At 66.2% G+C, this 18,190-nt stretch carries 18 protein-coding genes; 11 read left to right on the top strand and 7 right to left on the bottom strand.

The features are described from left to right. Positions 1 to 69: 69 nt before the first annotated feature. From BRAS3809_RS24180 to BRAS3809_RS24155, 6 genes are all read left to right on the top strand, one after another. Positions 70 to 681 carry a hypothetical protein gene (locus tag BRAS3809_RS24180; protein ID WP_008964662.1) on the top strand — a complete coding sequence of 204 codons (612 nt, stop codon included), beginning with the start codon at positions 70 to 72 and terminating at the stop codon, positions 679 to 681. 151 nt (positions 682 to 832) lie between these two features. Further along, positions 833 to 1,249 (top strand): hypothetical protein, encoded by a 417-nt coding sequence (locus tag BRAS3809_RS24175; RefSeq protein ID WP_008964661.1) that lies wholly within the window; start codon positions 833 to 835, stop codon positions 1,247 to 1,249. Then, positions 1,249 to 1,917, top strand: coding sequence for an OmpA family protein (locus BRAS3809_RS24170; protein WP_008964660.1), 669 nt, complete (start codon positions 1,249 to 1,251; stop codon positions 1,915 to 1,917). Before BRAS3809_RS24175 ends, BRAS3809_RS24170 begins: the two co-directional genes overlap by 1 nt. 239 nt (positions 1,918 to 2,156) lie before the next feature. Then, on the top strand, positions 2,157 to 2,720 hold the full coding sequence (locus BRAS3809_RS24165; protein WP_008964659.1) for an Mpo1-like protein: 564 nt from the start codon (positions 2,157 to 2,159) through the stop codon (positions 2,718 to 2,720). Further along, positions 2,720 to 3,745, top strand: a complete 1,026-nt coding sequence (locus BRAS3809_RS24160; RefSeq protein WP_008964658.1) for an NAD-dependent epimerase/dehydratase family protein — start codon at positions 2,720 to 2,722, stop codon at positions 3,743 to 3,745. Before BRAS3809_RS24165 ends, BRAS3809_RS24160 begins: the two co-directional genes overlap by 1 nt. 43 nt (positions 3,746 to 3,788) lie before the next feature. After that, positions 3,789 to 4,412: a methyltransferase family protein gene (locus BRAS3809_RS24155; RefSeq protein WP_008964657.1), complete on the top strand. Its 624-nt coding sequence runs from the start codon at positions 3,789 to 3,791 to the stop codon at positions 4,410 to 4,412. Positions 4,413 to 4,424: 12 nt separating this feature from the next. Here the strand turns inward: BRAS3809_RS24155 and BRAS3809_RS24150 are convergent, their stop codons facing one another. Together BRAS3809_RS24150 and BRAS3809_RS24145 are read right to left on the bottom strand one after the other, a co-directional pair. Continuing rightward, positions 4,425 to 5,462, bottom strand: a complete 1,038-nt coding sequence (locus tag BRAS3809_RS24150; RefSeq protein ID WP_008964656.1) for a LysM peptidoglycan-binding domain-containing protein — start codon at positions 5,460 to 5,462, stop codon at positions 4,425 to 4,427. A 116-nt stretch (positions 5,463 to 5,578) separates the two neighbouring features. Then, positions 5,579 to 6,316, bottom strand: coding sequence for a hypothetical protein (locus tag BRAS3809_RS24145; protein ID WP_008964655.1), 738 nt, complete (start codon positions 6,314 to 6,316; stop codon positions 5,579 to 5,581). A 275-nt stretch (positions 6,317 to 6,591) separates the two neighbouring features. Between BRAS3809_RS24145 and BRAS3809_RS24140 the strand changes: the two genes are divergently transcribed. Both BRAS3809_RS24140 and BRAS3809_RS24135 read left to right on the top strand, forming a co-directional pair. Continuing rightward, the gene (locus tag BRAS3809_RS24140; protein WP_008964654.1) at positions 6,592 to 7,512 is read left to right on the top strand and encodes an ABC transporter ATP-binding protein; all 921 of its coding nucleotides are present in this window, start codon (positions 6,592 to 6,594) and stop codon (positions 7,510 to 7,512) included. Further along, positions 7,509 to 8,270, top strand: a complete 762-nt coding sequence (locus BRAS3809_RS24135; RefSeq protein WP_008964653.1) for an ABC transporter permease — start codon at positions 7,509 to 7,511, stop codon at positions 8,268 to 8,270. Before BRAS3809_RS24140 ends, BRAS3809_RS24135 begins: the two co-directional genes overlap by 4 nt. Before the next feature lie 12 nt (positions 8,271 to 8,282). On the opposite strand, the gene BRAS3809_RS24130 is transcribed toward BRAS3809_RS24135, so the two are convergent. Continuing rightward, a complete protein-coding gene (locus BRAS3809_RS24130) occupies positions 8,283 to 8,633 on the bottom strand; it encodes a hypothetical protein (protein WP_008964652.1) in 351 nt (116 codons plus the stop codon). Positions 8,634 to 8,957: 324 nt separating this feature from the next. Between BRAS3809_RS24130 and BRAS3809_RS24125 the strand changes: the two genes are divergently transcribed. Continuing rightward, on the top strand, positions 8,958 to 9,752 hold the full coding sequence (locus BRAS3809_RS24125) for a L,D-transpeptidase (RefSeq protein WP_008964651.1): 795 nt from the start codon (positions 8,958 to 8,960) through the stop codon (positions 9,750 to 9,752). Positions 9,753 to 9,959: 207 nt separating this feature from the next. Here BRAS3809_RS24125 and BRAS3809_RS24120 read toward each other — a convergent pair whose 3' ends face one another. The 3 genes from BRAS3809_RS24120 to BRAS3809_RS24110 all read right to left on the bottom strand — a co-directional run bounded on the left by BRAS3809_RS24120 (position 9,960) and on the right by BRAS3809_RS24110 (position 13,568). Further along, entirely contained in the window at positions 9,960 to 10,985 is a 1,026-nt protein-coding gene (locus BRAS3809_RS24120; protein ID WP_008964650.1) for an ABC transporter permease, read from the bottom strand. Positions 10,986 to 11,098: 113 nt separating this feature from the next. Then, on the bottom strand, positions 11,099 to 12,601 hold the full coding sequence (locus tag BRAS3809_RS24115) for a sugar ABC transporter ATP-binding protein (protein WP_008964649.1): 1,503 nt from the start codon (positions 12,599 to 12,601) through the stop codon (positions 11,099 to 11,101). Between the two features lie 13 nt (positions 12,602 to 12,614). Next, the gene (locus BRAS3809_RS24110) at positions 12,615 to 13,568 is read right to left on the bottom strand and encodes a sugar-binding protein (protein WP_008964648.1); all 954 of its coding nucleotides are present in this window, start codon (positions 13,566 to 13,568) and stop codon (positions 12,615 to 12,617) included. A gap of 266 nt (positions 13,569 to 13,834) precedes the next feature. On the opposite strand from BRAS3809_RS24110, the gene BRAS3809_RS36795 reads away from it, so the two are divergent. Continuing rightward, positions 13,835 to 13,993: a hypothetical protein gene (locus tag BRAS3809_RS36795; RefSeq protein WP_170323323.1), complete on the top strand. Its 159-nt coding sequence runs from the start codon at positions 13,835 to 13,837 to the stop codon at positions 13,991 to 13,993. A gap of 101 nt (positions 13,994 to 14,094) precedes the next feature. Here BRAS3809_RS36795 and BRAS3809_RS24105 read toward each other — a convergent pair whose 3' ends face one another. Then, complete coding sequence (locus BRAS3809_RS24105) at positions 14,095 to 16,374, bottom strand: spermidine synthase (RefSeq protein WP_008964646.1); 2,280 nt, start codon at positions 16,372 to 16,374, stop codon at positions 14,095 to 14,097. Between the two features lie 213 nt (positions 16,375 to 16,587). Here BRAS3809_RS24105 and BRAS3809_RS24100 point away from each other — a divergent pair, with 213 nt between their 5' ends. Further along, a complete protein-coding gene (locus BRAS3809_RS24100) occupies positions 16,588 to 18,189 on the top strand; it encodes a phytoene desaturase family protein (RefSeq protein WP_008964645.1) in 1,602 nt (533 codons plus the stop codon). Position 18,190: the final 1 nt, after the last annotated feature.

Raw genomic sequence — 18,190 nt, 5'->3', positions numbered from 1 at the left:
TCGAACGCGGAACATTCGCTGTTCGAGAAGATCGAAGATCTCGTTCGATCGATCGAGAGCGCAAGCCCCGTGCTGGCGACCCGACGCATCGATACGGACCAGACACTTTCTGGCCTCGGCAGAATTGCCGCTTTCGCGAACGATCTCGTCCCCGATGCGATCGTCACGCTCAATCGCGGCGGCGCCTCCGTGGGGCGGTTCGTCAAGGAATATCTGCGGCTGGACATCCCCGTCATCCCCCTCGAGGGTGACAGCACCGGCGTGAGATTGGCGTCCAGCTTCATCGGCCCTCCCGTGCTGTTCAAGCCGCTGGTGATCGATGATGTGGCGCGCAGCGGCCGCACGGTGGCTCAGGCGTTCGACTGGATCGGTCAGAACTATCCGTCGGCAGCCCCCAGGGCGACGACCATTGCCGCATCCCTGGACGCCATCGAGCTCGTGGGCCAGGCCTGTCTGCTGACGTCGAACCCGATGGAGCACGGCGCGATCGAGCTGCCTTATGATCCGCATGCCGGCTTCGCGATCGAAACGCTCGGGCGATACAAGGTTTATGTCTTTGGCGCCGAGGCGACGTCGCCGGAAAACCGCCTGGTGGTTTCGACGGACATCGTCGACAAGCTCGTGGCCGAGCAGGGGCGGCTGTTCGCAGAGATGGATCGCGTGCTGAAATCCACTTTTTGACCGACGTGCGCTCCAGACGCCGGTCATCTGCAGCCGCACGCGCCTGCCGAACGTCACCGCGCCTGGCAGATTTGGCCGCTTCGTCAACGTCCCACAGCTTCGCCGTTGTTAGGCCTTGACCGTGGCAGCTCGCGTCGTATGAGATGCGTGCATGGTCCGGGTATACAATCTGTTCATCGTTGCGCTCGCGCTCAGCACGCCGTCGCTTGCGGCGGCGCAGACGATGAGCTTTGGCGAGTCGGCCGGGTTGATCGCGTCGAGCTGCGGCGCCGACATCACCGCCAATTGCCGCGGCGTCAATCTCGATTCCAACCGCCTCAAGGAATGCCTGTCGCGCAACCAGGACGTGGTCTCGGCGCAGTGCAAGGCGACCTATTTCAAGGCCTTCGAGGCGATCCAGAAGCGCATCTCGGCACGGGTCACCGTTGCGAATGCGTGCCAGCGCGAGATCGTCAAGCTGTGCGGCGGCTCGACCAAGGAGACCAGCAAATCGATCCCCTGCCTGCTGACCACCAGCGGCGTCAGTGCGCGCTGCCAGCAGGCGATAAGCGAGGCGGGGTATCGCTGATGCCGCGGATGACGACATCGCTGCTGACGGGGCTTCTCGCCGCCGCGCTGCTGGCCGGCTCGCCGGCGTGGTCGCAGGAGGTCACGCGCGAGGACATCGTGCGCCAGCTCAGCCGGTTCGAGACCGCACCGGCGCTCGACCTGACCGCGCTGAAGCAGCAGACCCAGGAGCGCTCGAAGATGCGCGGCCGCAATGAGCCGCCGCCCTCGAAGCGTGCGCCGATCGCGCCGGAGCTGATGACGCTGCCGACCTTCAACGCCGACATCCAGTTCGACGTGGATACCCCGATCGTGCGTCCGGAATCCTACCAGGCGGTAGGACGGATCGCCGACGCGATGGTGTATGCGGACCTGCTGCCCTACACGTTCCTGATCGTCGGCCACATCGAAGCCAATGGCAAGCGCGAGTCCAACGTCATCCTGAGCCAGCGCCGCGCCGACGCGATCCGCGACATCCTGGCCAATACCTTCAAGATCTCGGTCAAGCGGCTGCAATCCATCGGCCTCGGGGAGGAGCAACTGCTCGACCCGGCCAAACCGACCGCGCCGATCAATCAGCAGATCCAGATCATCACGGTCGCGAAGACCGTCGAGGAGGCTGCTGCCCCGGCTCCGGCCGCAGCGCCCGCCGCGCCCAGCAAGCAGGCCCCGCGCAAGCGCCGCAATTGACGCAATCGAGCTCTGCATCTTCGCATGAACCGGGCGCCTCGCCGGCGCGACTGCACGTCAGATCGGTCGTCTCGGCCCCCCGCGGAGCGCGCTCATGGAACCGATTGTCAAATGTCCCGGGCAGGCCGCTCCGGGTGCGCTGCGATTGCCGGTTTGTCGATGCAGCCGCTTGATGGTATAGGCCGATCGTTGCGGCCGTCGATTGAGCGGTGGCCAGTCCGTGGACGAGCGAGCCAACGATGAACGCCATGTTCCGACGCCAGATGATCGACTACGTCGATTATCATCGCGATCCGCGCAACGGATTGATGCACGTTCTCGGGATCATTCTGTTGTTCCTGGGTGCCGTGCTGCCGTTGAGCTTGTGGCATTTCGACGCGTTCGGCGTTCGGATCAGCCTGGGCGCCGTGCTGGCGCTGCCGGTCCTGCTGTACTGGCTGCTGCTCGATGCCGCACTGGGGGCCGGCATCCTGGCTTTCGCCGTGGTGTTCCTTTCTGTGGCCATGATGATTGCCGACCACGTCCAAGGGTTGGGACTATGGGTGCTGTTTGCGGCGCTCGTGATCCTGGGCCTGATCTCGCAGGCCGTCGGCCACAAGTTTTTCGAGCGTAACAATCCGTCTCTGCTGGATCATCCGGCGCATCTTTTTCTCGGGCCGATGTTCGTGATGGCGAAGTTGTACATGGCGTTGGGATTCAAGCCTTCGGTGGCCGATCTCATCACGCCTGACTGGTCGCCGGATCGGGGCGCATCGAACCGTCTCCAAGGCGATCTCCAAGGCGATCAGCACTCACGTCCATAATGAAAGTTCTCGTCACCGGCGGCAGCGGCTTCATCGGCCATCACCTCGTCTCCGCGCTGGTTGCGCGGGGGGTGGATGTGCGCGTGCTCGACATCCGCTCTCCGGGCCACATGATGGCCGAGGTGGAGTATCTCGAGGGCTCGGTGCTCGATGCCGGCCTGGTGAAACACGCGGTGGCCGGCGTCGATCAGGTCTATCACCTCGCCGGGCTGCCCGGGATGTGGATGCCGGACCGCGAGGATTTTTATCGCGTCAATTGCGTCGGCACCGAAACGGTGCTGGCCGCGGCGCGCGCCGGCAAGGTGCGCCGCTTCCTGCATTGCTCGACGGAATCGATCCTGTTCGACTATCCCGGCTCGAGGGGGGCGGCCTCGGTCCCGACCGCGCCGCCGGCGGAGGCGATGCCCGGCGCCTATACCCGCTCCAAGGCGCTGGCCGAGGCGCGCGCGATGGCGGCTGCGGCCGACGGCTTTCCCGTCGTCGTCGGCACGCCGACGATGCCGATCGGGCCGCATGACAGCAATCTGACACCGCCGTCGCAGATGCTGCTCCACTTCCTCGATAGCCGGGTGCAGCTGTATCTCGACTTCATCGTCAACCTGGTCGATGTCCGCGACGTCGCGGCCGGCCTGATCCTGGCGATGGAGCGCGGCAAGGTCGGCGATCGTTACGTGTTCGGCGGCGAGAGCCTGCGCCTCAGCCGCATCCTCGAGCTGATGGCGACGATCAGCGGCCGCAAGCATGTGGCGATCCCGGTGCCCGGCGGCTTCGCGGAGCTGTCCGCGGGCATGCTGGAGCTCATCTCCGACCGCCTGACCAAGCGGTGCCCGTCCGGCACGGCCGAAGGCGTGCGGATCGCCCGCTCGGCCTCCGACCTGTCGATCGACAAGGCCAAGCGGGAGCTCGGCTATGCGCCCCGCCCGATCGAGCCGACCCTGCGGGAGACCATCGATTTCCTGCTCGGCGCCGAGCAGGCCAAGGGGCTCGACGAGAAACAACACCCTTTTCGCACCGCGGCCGAATAGCTAAGAGCAGCCGGTCCCACGTCCCATAACGGTTTTCAAAGACATGTCCGGCGATGCCAGCCCCCTCTCGTCAGTTGCGTTCAGCGGCTGGACCACCACATGGCCCACCTCCCTGCTCGCCGTCATCTGGCTGATCTGGCTCGCAAGCTGGGTCGGAGCCTCGTTCTGGTCCGGGCAGACCCGCAAGCATGTGACGGTCATCAAGACCAGCCGCTACCACGCGCTGATCGTGCTCGGCGGTATCTTGTTCACGCCCTGGACCTCGCGCCTCCTCGGCGAGAGGCCGTTCTGGCACCCCGGCACGACCGGCGTATATCTGCTCACCGTCGTGACCCTGGCCGGCATCGCCTTCACCTGGTGGGCGCGCATCCATCTCGGCCGGTTCTGGTCGAACGCGATCACCCACAAGGAAGGCCACAAGGTCATCGACACCGGCCCCTATGGCATGGTGCGTCACCCGATCTATACCGGCCTGATCCTGGGCATGATCGCGACGGGGATCGCGGTGGGGACGGTGACCGCCGTGCTCGGCGCCGTCCTGATCTCGCTCGGCATGGCCTGGAAGGCCAAGATGGAAGAGGTGTTCCTGGCCCAGGAACTCGGACCGGACTACGTCGCCTATAGCCGGCGCGTGCCGATGATCATCCCGTTCCTGCCGGCGGGCTGACGCGCTCGCTGGTCAGCGCCGGACCGGCACAGGCGCTTCGGAGGCCTGTTGCGGCGGCTGGTTGGCCGCCTGCGGCTGCAGATGGCGCGGCAGGATGATGCGTTGGCCGGGGACCAGCGGCTGCGCCGCCAGCCCGCGATTGGACTGCTGCAGGGCCCAGAGCGGGATGCGGTACGCCGCCGCGATCTGGTCGAGGGTCTCGCCCGGGCGCACCGCGACCGCGGTGCCGCTGTCCCACAACTCCACCGCGACCTTCGGCGGCACCAGATAGCGCAGCTGGACCGGATCGGCGTCGGCGGTCGCCGACGTCTGCGACAGCTGGCTGATCATCGCCACCAGCTGGGCGTGGACGTCCTCCATCTTGTCGATGTTGATGTGCGTGACCTCGTCATGATCCTTCATGTCGAAGCTGGCGTAATGGCCGTGGAAGCCGGGCTCCGGCTTGACATCGCCGCCGCCGAGGATGTTGTCGGACAGGAACAGATTAATGAAGCGCTGCACGTTGGGCGGCACGCTCTTGGTCGCATGCGCCGGGTCGACGGTGACGACGAGGGCGACCGGAATGTTCTGCTCCTGCAGCGAGATCGCGATGCGGACGCTGCACAGCCCGCCCATCGAGTGTCCGATCAGCACGATCGGCGCCTGGTCCTGGCGGTAGTTCTTGGCCACCTGCAGCGCGATCAGGTCGCACAGCGTGAATTCATAGACGCTGGCCCAGTAGCCGGCCTTCTCGATCTTTTCGGCGAGGCGATCCATGCCGGTGGAGAACAACGGGCCGAGCGCGCCGCGGAACAGATAGACCCGCGGCGGCGGCAGCGTCGGGACCGGCTCGACCGGCCGCTCTGGCACCGCGCGGATGGCGGCGGGGGTCGGCACAGTCGCCACCTTGGCCGATTTGCTGGGGGTGGCCGCCGAAGCGGCGCCCGCGCGGGCGCCCGGCGGCAGGGCCGTCGCGGCGAGCGCCACGACGAGCAGCGCGGACAGCCATCGTCCGGCGCCAGCCTCCGCGGCTGCGCGCCAGCCGCCCGCAATTCGCGTCACGCCGGTCATTCGCGCTCCCAGGACAGCTCGAGGCTCAGGTCAGACAGGGTCATGCTGCCCTGCCATACCGCTTGTCGGCGCCGAATGGGAGCATTTTGGGGCGCGCAGCCATGCGCCCCCGGAGTTTACCGGTATCCGGTGGCGTTGGCGGCGCGCTGCGGAGCGGCCATGCGCGTGGGCGGCGCGGCCGCCGGACGGCCCTTGCCGCCAAACACCACGCCATCGATCGCCCCGATCACCTTCTGCTGCATGATCTGGTTTTTCTCGATCGTGATGTGACCGACGCCCGGAACCGCCGACCCGACGTCGACATTCTCGAGCTTGCCATGGAAGCCGTCGTCGCGGCGGACCGGCTCGCCGGCACCGCTGGCGATGTAGAAGTTGATGTAGCGCTCGGCGTTGCCGCCGACGAGCTTGGTCTTGAACACCGAGTCCAAGCCGATCGCGAGCTTCACCGGCACGCCGAGCTGGCCGAGCTTGTTGATCATGTCGGGCAGCGCGGTGGCGCCCGAGGAATGGCCGACCAGGATGATGGTCTTGATCCGGCCGGCCTTGTAGGCCGCCGCCGCCTCGTCGGCGAGCGAAGACCAGGACACGAAATTGGCGACCGTGTTCGGGATGCCCTGCGAATCCAGCTTCGCGGCGATGTCGTCGAGCCCGAGCGAGAAGATGTTGAGCACGCCGCGCAGCAGATAAACATGCGTGGTGCTGGCCGCATTCGCCGCCGCCGGGCTCGGCGCGGCGCGGACCGATCCGGTTCCGAGCGGCAGGACCAGCGCGAGCGCCAGTGCGACCATTCCGAGCCAGCGCGCCGGCAGGCTGCGCGTCGGGATGGTGCGGGTGGTGCTGATTTGTGGCGTCATCGGTCCTTCTCCACGGCGGAAATGTCGAGACGGCGCGAACCGTACAAGAGATGCTCGCGGACGCAACATGATGCGACATCCGCGACGGTGTTCCTCTCCCCGACGTGGCTGCACGGCAACACTCGCCACACTTGGTCACAGAAACGCCCGGAGTGCGACACGATCCATTCACGGGCTTGCGATTGCGGGACCGCGCCCGCGTTCCTATCTCTGCGCTTCGCCCGCACCTGCGCGTCTCATGCGCGCGGCTCCCGAATCACATCGAATTCCCCGTGATGGCTCCCGTCATTTCCGTTTCCGGCCTGTCGAAGACCTATGCGTCGGGCTTCACCTCGCTCAACAACATCAATCTCGCGATCGAGCGCGGCGAGATCTTCGCCCTGCTCGGTCCCAACGGCGCCGGCAAGACGACGCTGATCAGCATCATCTGCGGCATCGTCAATGCGTCCGCGGGCAAGGTCGCGGTCGGCGGCCATGACATCAATGCCGCCTACCGCGCCGCGCGGTCGCTGATCGGGCTGGTGCCGCAGGAGCTGCACACCGATTCGTTCGAGAGCGTGTGGGCGACCGTGAGCTTCAGCCGCGGCCTGTTCGGCAAGCCGAAGAACCCGGCGCTGATCGAGAAGGTCCTCAAAGATCTGTCGCTGTGGGACAAGAAGGACGCCAAGATCATCACGCTGTCGGGCGGCATGAAGCGCCGCGTGATGATCGCCAAGGCGCTGTCGCATGAGCCGCAGGTGCTGTTCCTGGACGAGCCGACCGCGGGCGTCGACGTCGAATTGCGCAAGGGCATGTGGGACGTCGTGCGCGAGCTCAAGGCCGCCGGCGTCACCATCATCCTGACCACGCACTACATCGAGGAAGCCGAGGAGATGGCCGACCGCGTCGGCGTCATCAACAAGGGCGAGATCGTGCTGGTCGAGGACAAGGCCAAGCTGATGCAGAAGCTCGGCCGCAAGCGGCTCTCGCTGCAACTGCAGCACAGGATCGACGCGATCCCCGAGGCGCTGACACCGTATCATCTCACGCTGTCGGGGGACGGCTGGCGGCTGGCCTACGACTACGACACCAAGGGCGAGCGCACCGGCATCACCAGCCTGCTCGGCGATCTCCGCGCCGCCGGCATCCGCTTCGTCGATCTCGAAACCAAGCAATCCTCCCTCGAAGACATCTTCGTCAGCCTGGTGAGCCAATGAACCTGCGAGCCGTCGGCGCAATCTACAAATTCGAGATGGCACGCACCTGGCGCACGATCCTGCAGAGCATCGTGTCGCCGGTCGTCTCGACCTCGCTGTATTTCGTGGTGTTCGGCGCGGCCATCGGCTCGCGCATCAGCGAGGTTCAGGGCGTCAGCTACGGCACCTTCATCGTGCCGGGCCTCGTGATGCTGTCGGTGCTCACGCAGAGCATCGCCAATGCCTCGTTCGGGATCTACTTCCCGAAGTTCATCGGCACGATCTACGAGATCCTGTCGGCGCCGATCTCCCATGTCGAGATCGTGCTCGGCTATGTCGGCGCGGCCGCGACCAAATCGATCGTTCTCGGGCTGATCATCCTGGCCACGGCCGGACTGTTCGTGCCGCTGCACATCCAGCACCCGGTGTGGATGCTGTCGTTCCTGGTGCTCACGGCGGTGACGTTCAGCCTGTTCGGCTTCATCATCGGCATCTGGGCTGACGGCTTCGAGAAGCTGCAGATGATCCCGATGCTGGTGGTGACGCCGCTGACCTTCCTCGGCGGCAGCTTCTATTCGGTGAACATGCTGCCGCCGACCTGGCACTCGATCGCGCTGCTCAACCCGGTCGTCTATCTGATCTCCGGCTTCCGCTGGAGCTTCTACGAGATCGCCGACGTCAGGGTCGAGATCAGCGTCGCGATGACGCTGGCCTTTCTCGCGATCTGCATGACCGCGATCTGGTGGATCTTCAAGACGGGCTACCGGCTCAAGCGCTGAGCCTCGCGCCGTTCAACGCGCGCAATGGAAGTGACCGTCCCCGTCGCGGTAGCCACGGCAGTGGTAGTGACGGTGGTAATAGGAGCGGTGCGGGATGCCGAGCACTCCCTCGACGCCGCCGACCACGCCGCCCACGCCAGCGCCCACCGCGCCTCCGACGACGCCGCCCACCGGACCGGCGATCCGGTTGCCCTCGTACGCGCCTTCATGGGCGCCACGGATGATGCCCTGGGCATGGGCGAATTGCGGGAGCGCGACCCAGGCCAGCGCCAGGATGAACAGCGCGAGCGCTGCGAGCAGATAGGTCAGTCGCTGCGGAGCCCGGTCATCGAGCACCGCCGTTTTGGCCTTGATCGTCAACATTCTGAATCCTGGGAACCGCATGGAGGACTGTTTGAAACGCCGATGCGGCCAAAAAGTTGCGGCGGCGCGACGAATGGGGCGGATTAGAGAAGTCCTAAACACCGCCCGACACACGGCGCCGTCGCGAAAATGTCACTTCCGCACACGAAGCGATGTCTTTGCCTCATTCGTGACCGACATTAAGGTTGAGACCGCGCCCGGCTGGAACAAAGTTTGGACTTCCGACATAGTGCAGGCCGTGCTGGCGTCGCGCGGTATTTGCGAGTTTCGCCCCACATCGTTCAAGGTCTCGCCGAAGTCGAGGGCCTGGAGGCCAGAGGTTAGATGCGTACCACTCTTTTTGCAGTTGCCGGCTTCGCCCTGCTGTTCGCCACGCCCGCCCTGGCGAAGATCGACATCACCGTCGACAAGAACAACCAGATCATGACCGTCGCCGTCGATGGCGTCGAGCGGTACCGCTGGCCGGTCTCCACCGGCATCCCCTCGCGTGAGACGCCGAACGGCACCTTCCGGGCCTTCCGCATGGAGGCCGACCATTTCTCGAAGGAGTTCGACGACGCGCCGATGCCGCACTCGATCTTCTTCACCAAGGTCGGGCACGCGATCCACGGCACCGACTCCGAAGGACGGCTCGGCACGCCGGCGTCGCACGGCTGCGTCCGGCTGTCGAAGGCGAATGCCACGACGCTCTACGATCTCGTGCAGAAGGACGGCGTGCTCAACACCACGGTGACCCTGACCGGATCGGCCGAGGTAGCGCTGGCGCGCAATCCGCGCCGTGGCACCGCGGTGGCCCGCCGCGAGACCCAGCCGCAGCAATATGACGACAGTGGCGAGCCGGTCGTGCTGACTCCGCAGCCGCAGCTGCTGCCGGGCCGCCAGGTCGTGCCGCAACAGCGCCCGGATGACGGCTACATCTATCCGGCCGACGGCAGCGACAATGGCGTACGCTATCCCGCGCCGCGCGGCACCAGCCGCCGCGTCTACGACGCCCAGGCCTATCCGCAGCAGCAGCCGCAGTACTATTACGACAACGGCAATCCGAGCTACGCGCAGCCGCGCTACTACCAGCCGCGCCAGTATTATCAGCCGCGCGGCTATTACACCTACCAGGATTGATCCCAATCGGCGGAGGCCGGGTTCGCTGCGCGAACCAGTCTCGGCCTCCCTCCCCTCTTCAGCCAGATCTATCGCATTTGACGATCGCAGTTTTGCGCTCGTCTCTCCAACTCATCATGGCCGGGCTTGTCCCGGCCATGATGGAGTAACAGATCGGCAGGTTCGTTCGCCGCTACGCTGCGAATCTCCATATGCAATAGCTCTGACCTATTCGGCGCTGACGCGCTCCAGGGTGGCTGGCTTGCTCTCGGCGGCCGCCTGGCCCCGCGCCGAGGGCGCGCGCTGGCGGCGCTGCACCAGATACTGGTCGGCCAGCACGCCGATCAGGATCACCGTGCCCATCACGGCGAAATTCAGCGAGCTCGGGATTCCCAGCAGGTTGACCAGGTTCTGCAGCACCTGCAGCAGGATCGTGCCGAGCACGACGCCGATGATCGAGCCCTCGCCGCCGCGCAGCGAGCAGCCGCCGAGCACGGCGGCCGCGATGGCATAGAGCTCGTAGAACGAGCCGTGCACCGCCGGCGAGATCGAGCGGGTGTACATCGCGAGCAGGACCGCGGACAGCGCGGTCAGTCCGCCGCAGATCACATAGGCTGATATCGTCACGCGGTCGGAGCGAATGCCCGAATAGCGCGCGGCCTCCTCGTTCTTGCCGACGGCGTAGAAATAGCGGCCATACACAGACCGGTGCAGCACCAGCCAGGCGATGCCGGCCACGATCACCAGCGCCACGACGCTGTGCGGCAGCGGGAAGCCGAGCACATTGGTGCGGCCGGCCGTCAGCCATTCCAGCATCGGAAAGCTCGCGCCATAGCCGAAGCCGGCGGTGGCGTCCTCGGTGTAGTAGCGCGCGGCGCCGCGATAGATCAGGAGCCCGCACAAGGTCACCACGAAGGGCTGAATCTTCATCTTGGTGACCAGCGTGCCGTGAATGGTGCCGATCGCGACGCCACCTGCGATGATGAGCGCGAAGGCCAGGATCCAGTCGATGTCGCGGTTGACGATCAGGTCGATGAACAGCACGCCGAGCAGCGCGATGACCGATCCGACCGCCAGCTCGATTCCGCCGACAATGATGACGAAGGCCTCCGCGATCGAGAAGATGCCGAACATGCCGACCTGGTTGGCGGTGTTCGACAGATTTCCGACCAGCAGGAAACGCGGATTGATGAAGGCCACGACCGCGCCGACCACCAGGATCAGGACCAGGAGGCTGAGATCTTTCTTGTGCACGGTCCCCTCGTTCTCGAGCATGATGCGTTTCCAGGGAATCGCATCATGCTCTCATCTTGTTGTTTCACCATGATCTTTTCGGGAAACCGGTTCCCATTTTTCCGGATCATGCTCTAGATCGCATGGCCGACAGCGAGCTGGAGCACATTGTGCTCGCTGAACTCGCTGCGCGACAGGAAGCCGGAAATCCGCCCCTCATGCATGACCGCGATCCGGTCGCTCACGCCGATCACCTCTTCCATGTCGCTGGAGATCATCAGGATGGCGACGCCGTCATCGGCGAGCCGCCTGAGCATGTCGTAGATCTCCTGCTTGGCGCCGACATCGATGCCGCGGGTCGGCTCGTCGAAGATCAGGACCTTCGGCCGCATCGACAGCCATTTGGCGAGCACGACCTTCTGCTGGTTGCCGCCCGACAGGGTGCCGACCGACGTTCGCACGTCCGTGGTCCGGATGTTGAGGCGCTCGCGCTGGCGATCGGCATTCTCCGCCTCGCTTGCCGTATCGACCAGCCCGAATCGCGAATGCGAGGCGAGGTCCGGCAAGGAGACGTTCTCGGCAATCGACAGGTCGAGCAGCAGGCCGCAGCCCTTGCGGTCCTCCGGCACCAGATAGATGCCGCGATCGATCGCGGTGCGCGGTGTGGCGATGCGGATCGGCGCGCCCTCGAGATGGAGCCCGCCGGCGAGCAGGGGATCGACACCGAAGATGGCGCGTGCGAGTTCGGTGCGGCCCGAGCCGACCAGGCCGGCCAGCCCGAGGATCTCGCCGCGCCGGAGCTGCAGGCTGACGGCCTGATTGGGATAGGTGGATGTCACGGCATCGACGACGTCGAGAACGGCCTCGCCCGGCGGCGCGGCCGGCGGCACGTAGAGCGAGCGCAGGTCGCGGCCGATCATCAGCCGGATCATCGCGGCGGGGCTGAGCTCGTCACGCGCCAACGCGCCGGCCATGCGGCCATCGCGCAGCACGATCGCCCGGTCCGCGCATTGCATCACCTCGTTGAGGCGATGGGTGATGAAGATGACGCTGACCCCGTCGGCCTTCAGGCCGGCGATGACCTGCATCAGCCGCTCGGTTTCGGAGAGGGTGAGGCTCGACGTGGGTTCATCCATGATGACGCAGCGCGCGTCGAGCGACAGCGCCTTGATGATCTCGACCAGCTGGCGCTGCGCCAGGGACAGCTCGGCGAGCGGCGTGTCCGGCTCGAAATCGGCCCCGAGCCGCGCGATCAGCGGACGGACCTTGGCCCGAAGCGTCTTGCGATCGATCAGCCGCAGCGGACCGCCAAAGACCGGCTCGCGGCCGATATAGACGTTGCCGGCGACGTCGAGATTGTCGAACAGGTTCAGCTCCTGGTGGACGAAGGCGATGCCGGCGGCGATCGCATCGGTGACGGTGTAGCTCGATCGGGCCACACCATCGATCCGGATCGTCCCGCGGCTCGGCGCCACGACGCCGCCGAGCACACGCATCAGCGTCGACTTGCCGGCGCCGTTCTCGCCGAGCAGCGCGATCACCTCGCCCGGCGCGACCGACAGGCTGACGTGGTCGAGCGCGACCACGCCAGGGTAGGTCTTGCCGATGTCGATCAGCTCGAGGAAGGGCTCGCGCACGCCGGCCGTCGCGTCACTTCTTCAGCATCGTCTTCATCTGCGCCATGAAGTCGTCGACGTTCGACTTCTCGATGACCTTGCCGGGGACGATGATGATGCCGTTGGCCGGAACGCCCGACTTGTCGCCCTGCACGACCTTCGCCATCAGCTTCATGCCCTGATAGCCCCACTCGAACGGCTGCTGCACGACGGTGCCCTCGATGGCGCCGTCCTTGACGCCGCCAAGCGTGATCGGATCCTCGTCGAAGCCGATGATCTTGATCTTGCCGAGCTTACCGGCCTCCTTCAGCACCTCGTAGATGCGCGGCGTGTTGTAGGAGTAGAAGCCGACGAGACAGCTCACGTCCGGCATCGCCGCCAGGATGTCCTCGACGTTGCGCTTGGCGCGGGTCTGGTCGATCTCGTCGCCGCGGACGTCGACCAGCTCGACCTTCGAGCCCTTGATCGTCTCCTTCACGCCTTCGATGCGCTCGCGCGCATTGTCGGCACCGAGCAGGCCGACGAAGCCGACGCATTTGCCGCCGTTCGGCAGCGCCTTCAGCATCAACTTGCCGGCATCCTTGCCGAGCTCGGTGTTGGAGGAGCCGATATAGGCGATGCGCTTCGATTGCGGCGCGTCGCTGTCGGTGGTGAACAGCACCGTCTGCCCGGCGATCTTGTTGAGGTGCTCGGTCTGGTTCTTCGGATCGACGGCGCTGACCATGATGCCCGCGGCGCCGGCCGCGACCAGGTCATCGAGCATGCGCTGCTGCACGGCGGCCGCTGCCTGCTCCGGATATTTGAGCTGCAGGGTGTAATCAGGCAGCTCGCCCTGCGCCTTCTTCAAGCCGGCCTCGGCGATCTTCCAGAAGTCGGATGCGCCATTGACCACGAAGGCCAGCACCTTCTTGTCGGCCGCTCCCGCCGACCCCGTGCCAAGCGCCATCGCCAACACAGCAGACACGCCGACCATCCAAAGACGCTTCATCGAACCCCTCCCATGTAAGCCAGCCTGCTTGATGCGGCCGGCGTTTTGAACTCACCACAGATGGGACCTGCCCGAGACGACCTCTCGGCCAGGGCCCTGCAGGATCTCCGCCGACCGCATCAGATGGTCGTCGATGCTTCGACGAGCCACGACCGGCACGCCCTGCAACGAAGCGACGTTGGACATTTGCGGCGCCGCTGCCGGCAAACGTGCCCCCATGCAAGCCTCGATCGGCGGCCCCTCATGAGGGGCGCACCTCAGGTAGCATGGTGGTGACCGGCACGCAACAGATGACCGCGGCGATGGAACGCAACCCTGGCGTTTTGCGCTGCGATACATTCAAATCGGCCAAAATCGCGCTGGCCGGGACATGCGGCGGCGCAACCAAGCCGGCGGAGCCATTCGAGGCGCGCACCTCTTTTTGACCGCGTCGGAACGGGCGGTTGAATATCGATCTCCAGTCCCCATGACGAACCGGCCTCGCGCCGCCAGCGACATGTCGATTCCAACAGAAGCGGAAGCGCCGCTATTCGCCGTCGCGCAGCCGCCGGTAGACCGCGCCCAGAATGTTGGAATAATCGTCGGTCCAGACCCGCTCGCCGTCGGTCGGCTCGGTCTCGGTCCATTTGTCCGACGAGGCGAGCTTGCCGACATCGGCCTCCTCGCGGGCGCTGACGACGACGTCGGTGGAGAAGATGTACTCGTCGTCGCGGCCGGAGTCCTCGTTGTAGACCCAGCTCTTCATGTCGTTGGCGTCGGCGATGCCGACGACGACGCTCTCCAGTTCCAGGTGGCGGTTGGAGACGTGCATGACGACCGCGCCCTGCGGGGCCAGCTTGGCCTTGTAGATCGCCATCGCCTCCTCGGTGGCGAGATGGATCGGGATCGCGTCGGACGAATAGGCGTCGACGATGATGAGGTCGTAGACGCCGTCCGGCTCCTTGGCGAAGGTCAGCCGGGCATCGCCGATCACCGGCTTGAAGTCCGGCGCACAGTTCCTGATGTAGCTGAAATATTTCGGATCGCTCGCGGTATCGACCATGGTCTGGTCGATCTCGAAGAATGTCCAGCTCTCGCCGGGCTCGGCGGCGCAGGTCAGCGTGCCCGAGCCGACGCCGATCACGGCGACCTTGAGCGGCGCCCCCTTGCGCTCGCGGATCGCGGTGATGGCGCGGCCGATGCCGCCGTCCTTGTGGTAGTAGGTGATCGGCTCGGGCCGTCCGGTGACCTTGGAGCCGTCGGCGTTGAGATATTTCTCCGCGCCGTGGATCGTCGTGCCGTGCATCAGCACGTGGTAGTGGCCGTCGGACGTGACCACGATCTTGTGCACGCCGAAGAAGCTGCGGACGGTCTCGACGCGGCCGTCATCGGCCGGATAGGCGCGGATCAGCACCAGCGCCAGCGCGGCCGTCGCGAACAGCTTCCAGCGGCCGGCATTGAGCAGCAGCGCGGCGAGCGCCGCGAGCACGCCGACGGCGCCCGCCACCCAGACGCGATGATCCTCGAAATAGGTCGTGACCCTGCCGGTCATGCTGGCCGGCACCAGCAGCGCGAGGGCGATCACCACCAAAAGGATCCAGTACCAGCGCGTGATCCTGGGCAGCCGCTCGGCGGTCGCCGGCCGGCACAGCGCGGCCAGCGCCAGCAGGATCGGATATTCGGCCACCCAGGAGAAGGTGAACGGCGCGATCAGGCCAGCGAACAGGCCGCCGACCATGCCGCCGAACGAGAGCGCGACATAGAAGCCGGTGAGATATCTGGCGGCCGGACGCGTGCGCGCCAATTCGCCATGGCAGGCCATGGCGATGATGAAGAAGCAGAGCTGATGACCGCCGAGCGTGAGCGCGAGATTCTGCTCGCCGCCGAAGGCGAGCAGCACGACGACGCCGGCGATGGCGAGCGGCTGCAGCGCCAGCATCCATTTGTGCGGCAGCAGTGGCCGCGACTGGAACACCAGCACCCAGGTGAGCAGATAGAGCGACAGCGGCAGCACCCAGAGCAGCGGCGCCGCCGCGACGTCGGTCGAGATGTGCGCGGTCACCGCGATCAGCAGGCCGGAGGGAACGGCGGCGAGGAAGATCCAGCGCAGGCGCAGCGGCCAGCCAGGTGCCGGCGCATCGCCGACGTCGTTCTGCAGCAGGCTCGCCACCGTCACCGGCGAGCGCAGCAGCAGCACGCCGCAGCCGGCGATCAGCGCGATCAGCAGGCCATAGCCGCCGGTCCAGATCAGGTTCTGCATGCGCAGGCTGAAGATCGGCTCGATCAGCAGCGGATAGGACAACAGCGCGAGGAAGCTGCCGATGTTCGACGACGCATAGAGAAAATACGGATCGGGACCGGCCGGATGCCCGGTGCGCACGAACCAGGCCTGCAGCAGCGGATTGTTGGCGGCGAGCGCGAAGAACGGCAGGCCGATCGAGGCCGCGAACAGTCCGAGCAGCCACAGCGCATAGCCCGATGTCGGCGGATCGCCCCAGTGCCCGGCGATCGACAGCGGCAGGCTCAGTAGAGCGAAGCCGAGCAGCAAGAGGTGGATCGCGATCGGGATCACCCGGCTGCGCAGCTGGGTCAGGACATGCGCATAGGCGTAGCCACCGAGCAGCAGCGCCTGGAAGAACACCATCGCTACCGACCACACCGCCGGCGAGCCGCCGAGCCGCGGCAGCACCATCTTGGTGAACAGCGGCTGCACCGAGAACAACAGCAGCGCGCTGACGAAGATCGCGGCGGTATAGACCACCAGCACCAGCCGGTTGCGGGCGGCGGAGGGCTCGGCTGCGGCGGCGGGCGAGGCGATTGTGGTCATGGCAACTCCAGCAGCGGCGCGGCCGGCTCAGGTGAACGACCAGAGCGCCGTGTGCGAACGAGACATAGCGGATCGCGGGGCGGTATGGCGAGCAGGTGCGGCAAAACCGAGTTCCCCTTGACGCAAGCTCGATCCGGGGCGACAGCACGGTCTCGCCGAGGTTCCCGGCCATCGAGCACTGCCGGTCATTAATCAGGGCTTTTTGAAGCGCACATGAACGAAACCGACGTGATCATCATCGGCGCGGGCCATAACGGCCTGACCTGCGCGGCCTATCTTGCAAAGGCCGGCCTGCGCGTGCACGTCGTCGAGCGCCGCAAGGTGGTCGGCGGTGCCGCGGTCACGGAGGAGTTTCACCCGGGCTTCCGCAACTCGGTGGCGTCCTACACCGTCAGCCTGCTCAATCCGCGCGTCATCGCCGACCTCGGACTGCACCGGCACGGGCTCGAGATCGTCGAACGCCGCGCGCAGAACTTCCTGCCCTCGCCGGACGGCCGATACCTCCTGACCGGCGAAGGCCGCACCCAGGCCTCCGTCGCGCGGCTCAGCCCCCGCGATGCCGAAGCGATCGGCCCGTTCTCGGCGCGACTCGAGGCGATCGCGGACGTGCTGCGCAGCCTGGTGCTGCGCGCCCCGCCCAATCTCGTCGCGCAATTCGGCCTGCCCGCGATCCGCGAGGCGTTCAACGCGCTCGGCACCGCCAACACGCTGCGCGCGCTGTCGCTGGAGCAGCAGCGCGACCTGCTGGATCTGTTCACGCGCTCGGCCGGCGAGATGCTCGACGAGATCTTCGAGACCGACCTGGTGAAGGCGCTGTTCGGCTTCGACGCCATCGTCGGCAATTACGCCAGCCCCTACGCCGCCGGCTCGGCCTATGTGATGCTGCATCACGCCTTCGGCGAGGTGAACGGCAAGAAGGGCGTCTGGGGCCACGCCATCGGCGGCATGGGCGCAATCACCCAGGCCATGGCCCGCGCGCTGCAGGAGCTGGGAACGCTGATCGAGGTCGACTGCGGCGTGCGGGAAGTGATCGTCGAGGGCGACCGCGCCGTCGGCGTCGTGCTGGAGGACGGCCGCGCGCTGCGCGCCCGCTACGTTGCGGCCAACGTCAATCCCAAGCTGCTCTATACGCGGCTGGTGCCGGACGGCGCCCTGCCCGCGCCCTTCCTCAGCCGCATCCGCAACTGGCGCAACGGCTCCGGCACGTTCCGCATGAACGTCGCGCTGAGCCGACTGCCCTCGTTCAGCGCCCTGCCCGGCGACGGCGACCACCTCTCCGCCGGCATTATCCTGGCGCCCAGCCTCGGCTACATGGACCAGGCCTATCTCGACGCGCGAGCCCACGGCTGGAGCCGCGATCCTGTGGTCGAGCTGCTGATCCCGTCCACGCTCGATCCGACGCTGGCGCCGCCCGGCCAGCACGTCGCCAGCCTGTTCTGCCAGCATGTCGCGCCGGAGCTGCCGGACGGACGCTCATGGGTCGATCATCGCGACGAGGTCGCCGATCTCATGATCGCAACCGTCGACCGCTACGCCCCGGGATTCGCCGCCAGCGTCCTCGGCCGGCAGGCGCTGTCGCCGCTCGACCTCGAGCGGCAATTCGGCCTGCTCGGCGGCGACATCTTTCACGGCGCGCTGAGCTTGAACCAGCTGTTCTCGGCGCGGCCGATGCTGGGGCATGCCGATTACCGCTCACCGCTGAAGGGGCTGTATCATTGTGGATCCGGCAGCCATCCGGGGGGCGGCGTGACCGGCGCACCCGGCCATAATGCGGCCCAGGCGATCCTGGCCGATCAGCGGGCGATCTTCACCTGAG

Origin of the sequence: Bradyrhizobium sp. STM 3809 (assembly GCF_000239795.1) — a bacterium.
Taxonomy (GTDB): Bacteria; Pseudomonadota; Alphaproteobacteria; order Rhizobiales; family Xanthobacteraceae; genus Bradyrhizobium.
The sequence above is the reverse complement of the archived record's forward strand: the minus strand, read 5'-3'. Positions and strand labels throughout refer to the sequence as shown.

Bases quoted from the DNA above. Each gene is read 5' to 3' on its own strand.
- BRAS3809_RS24175 (WP_008964661.1), top strand. From the start codon at position 833: ATGGTCCGGGTATACAATCTGTTCATCGTTGCGCTCGCGCTCAGCACG.
- BRAS3809_RS24170 (WP_008964660.1), top strand. From the start codon at position 1,249: ATGCCGCGGATGACGACATCGCTGCTGACGGGGCTTCTCGCCGCCGCG.
- BRAS3809_RS24165 (WP_008964659.1), top strand. From the start codon at position 2,157: ATGAACGCCATGTTCCGACGCCAGATGATCGACTACGTCGATTATCAT.
- BRAS3809_RS24160 (WP_008964658.1), top strand. From the start codon at position 2,720: ATGAAAGTTCTCGTCACCGGCGGCAGCGGCTTCATCGGCCATCACCTC.
- BRAS3809_RS24155 (WP_008964657.1), top strand. From the start codon at position 3,789: ATGTCCGGCGATGCCAGCCCCCTCTCGTCAGTTGCGTTCAGCGGCTGG.
- BRAS3809_RS24150 (WP_008964656.1), bottom strand. From the start codon at position 5,462: ATGACCGGCGTGACGCGAATTGCGGGCGGCTGGCGCGCAGCCGCGGAG.
- BRAS3809_RS24145 (WP_008964655.1), bottom strand. From the start codon at position 6,316: ATGACGCCACAAATCAGCACCACCCGCACCATCCCGACGCGCAGCCTG.
- BRAS3809_RS24140 (WP_008964654.1), top strand. From the start codon at position 6,592: ATGGCTCCCGTCATTTCCGTTTCCGGCCTGTCGAAGACCTATGCGTCG.
- BRAS3809_RS24135 (WP_008964653.1), top strand. From the start codon at position 7,509: ATGAACCTGCGAGCCGTCGGCGCAATCTACAAATTCGAGATGGCACGC.
- BRAS3809_RS24130 (WP_008964652.1), bottom strand. From the start codon at position 8,633: ATGTTGACGATCAAGGCCAAAACGGCGGTGCTCGATGACCGGGCTCCG.
- BRAS3809_RS24125 (WP_008964651.1), top strand. From the start codon at position 8,958: ATGCGTACCACTCTTTTTGCAGTTGCCGGCTTCGCCCTGCTGTTCGCC.
- BRAS3809_RS24110 (WP_008964648.1), bottom strand. From the start codon at position 13,568: ATGAAGCGTCTTTGGATGGTCGGCGTGTCTGCTGTGTTGGCGATGGCG.
- BRAS3809_RS36795 (WP_170323323.1), top strand. From the start codon at position 13,835: ATGGTGGTGACCGGCACGCAACAGATGACCGCGGCGATGGAACGCAAC.
- BRAS3809_RS24105 (WP_008964646.1), bottom strand. From the start codon at position 16,374: ATGACCACAATCGCCTCGCCCGCCGCCGCAGCCGAGCCCTCCGCCGCC.
- BRAS3809_RS24100 (WP_008964645.1), top strand. From the start codon at position 16,588: ATGAACGAAACCGACGTGATCATCATCGGCGCGGGCCATAACGGCCTG.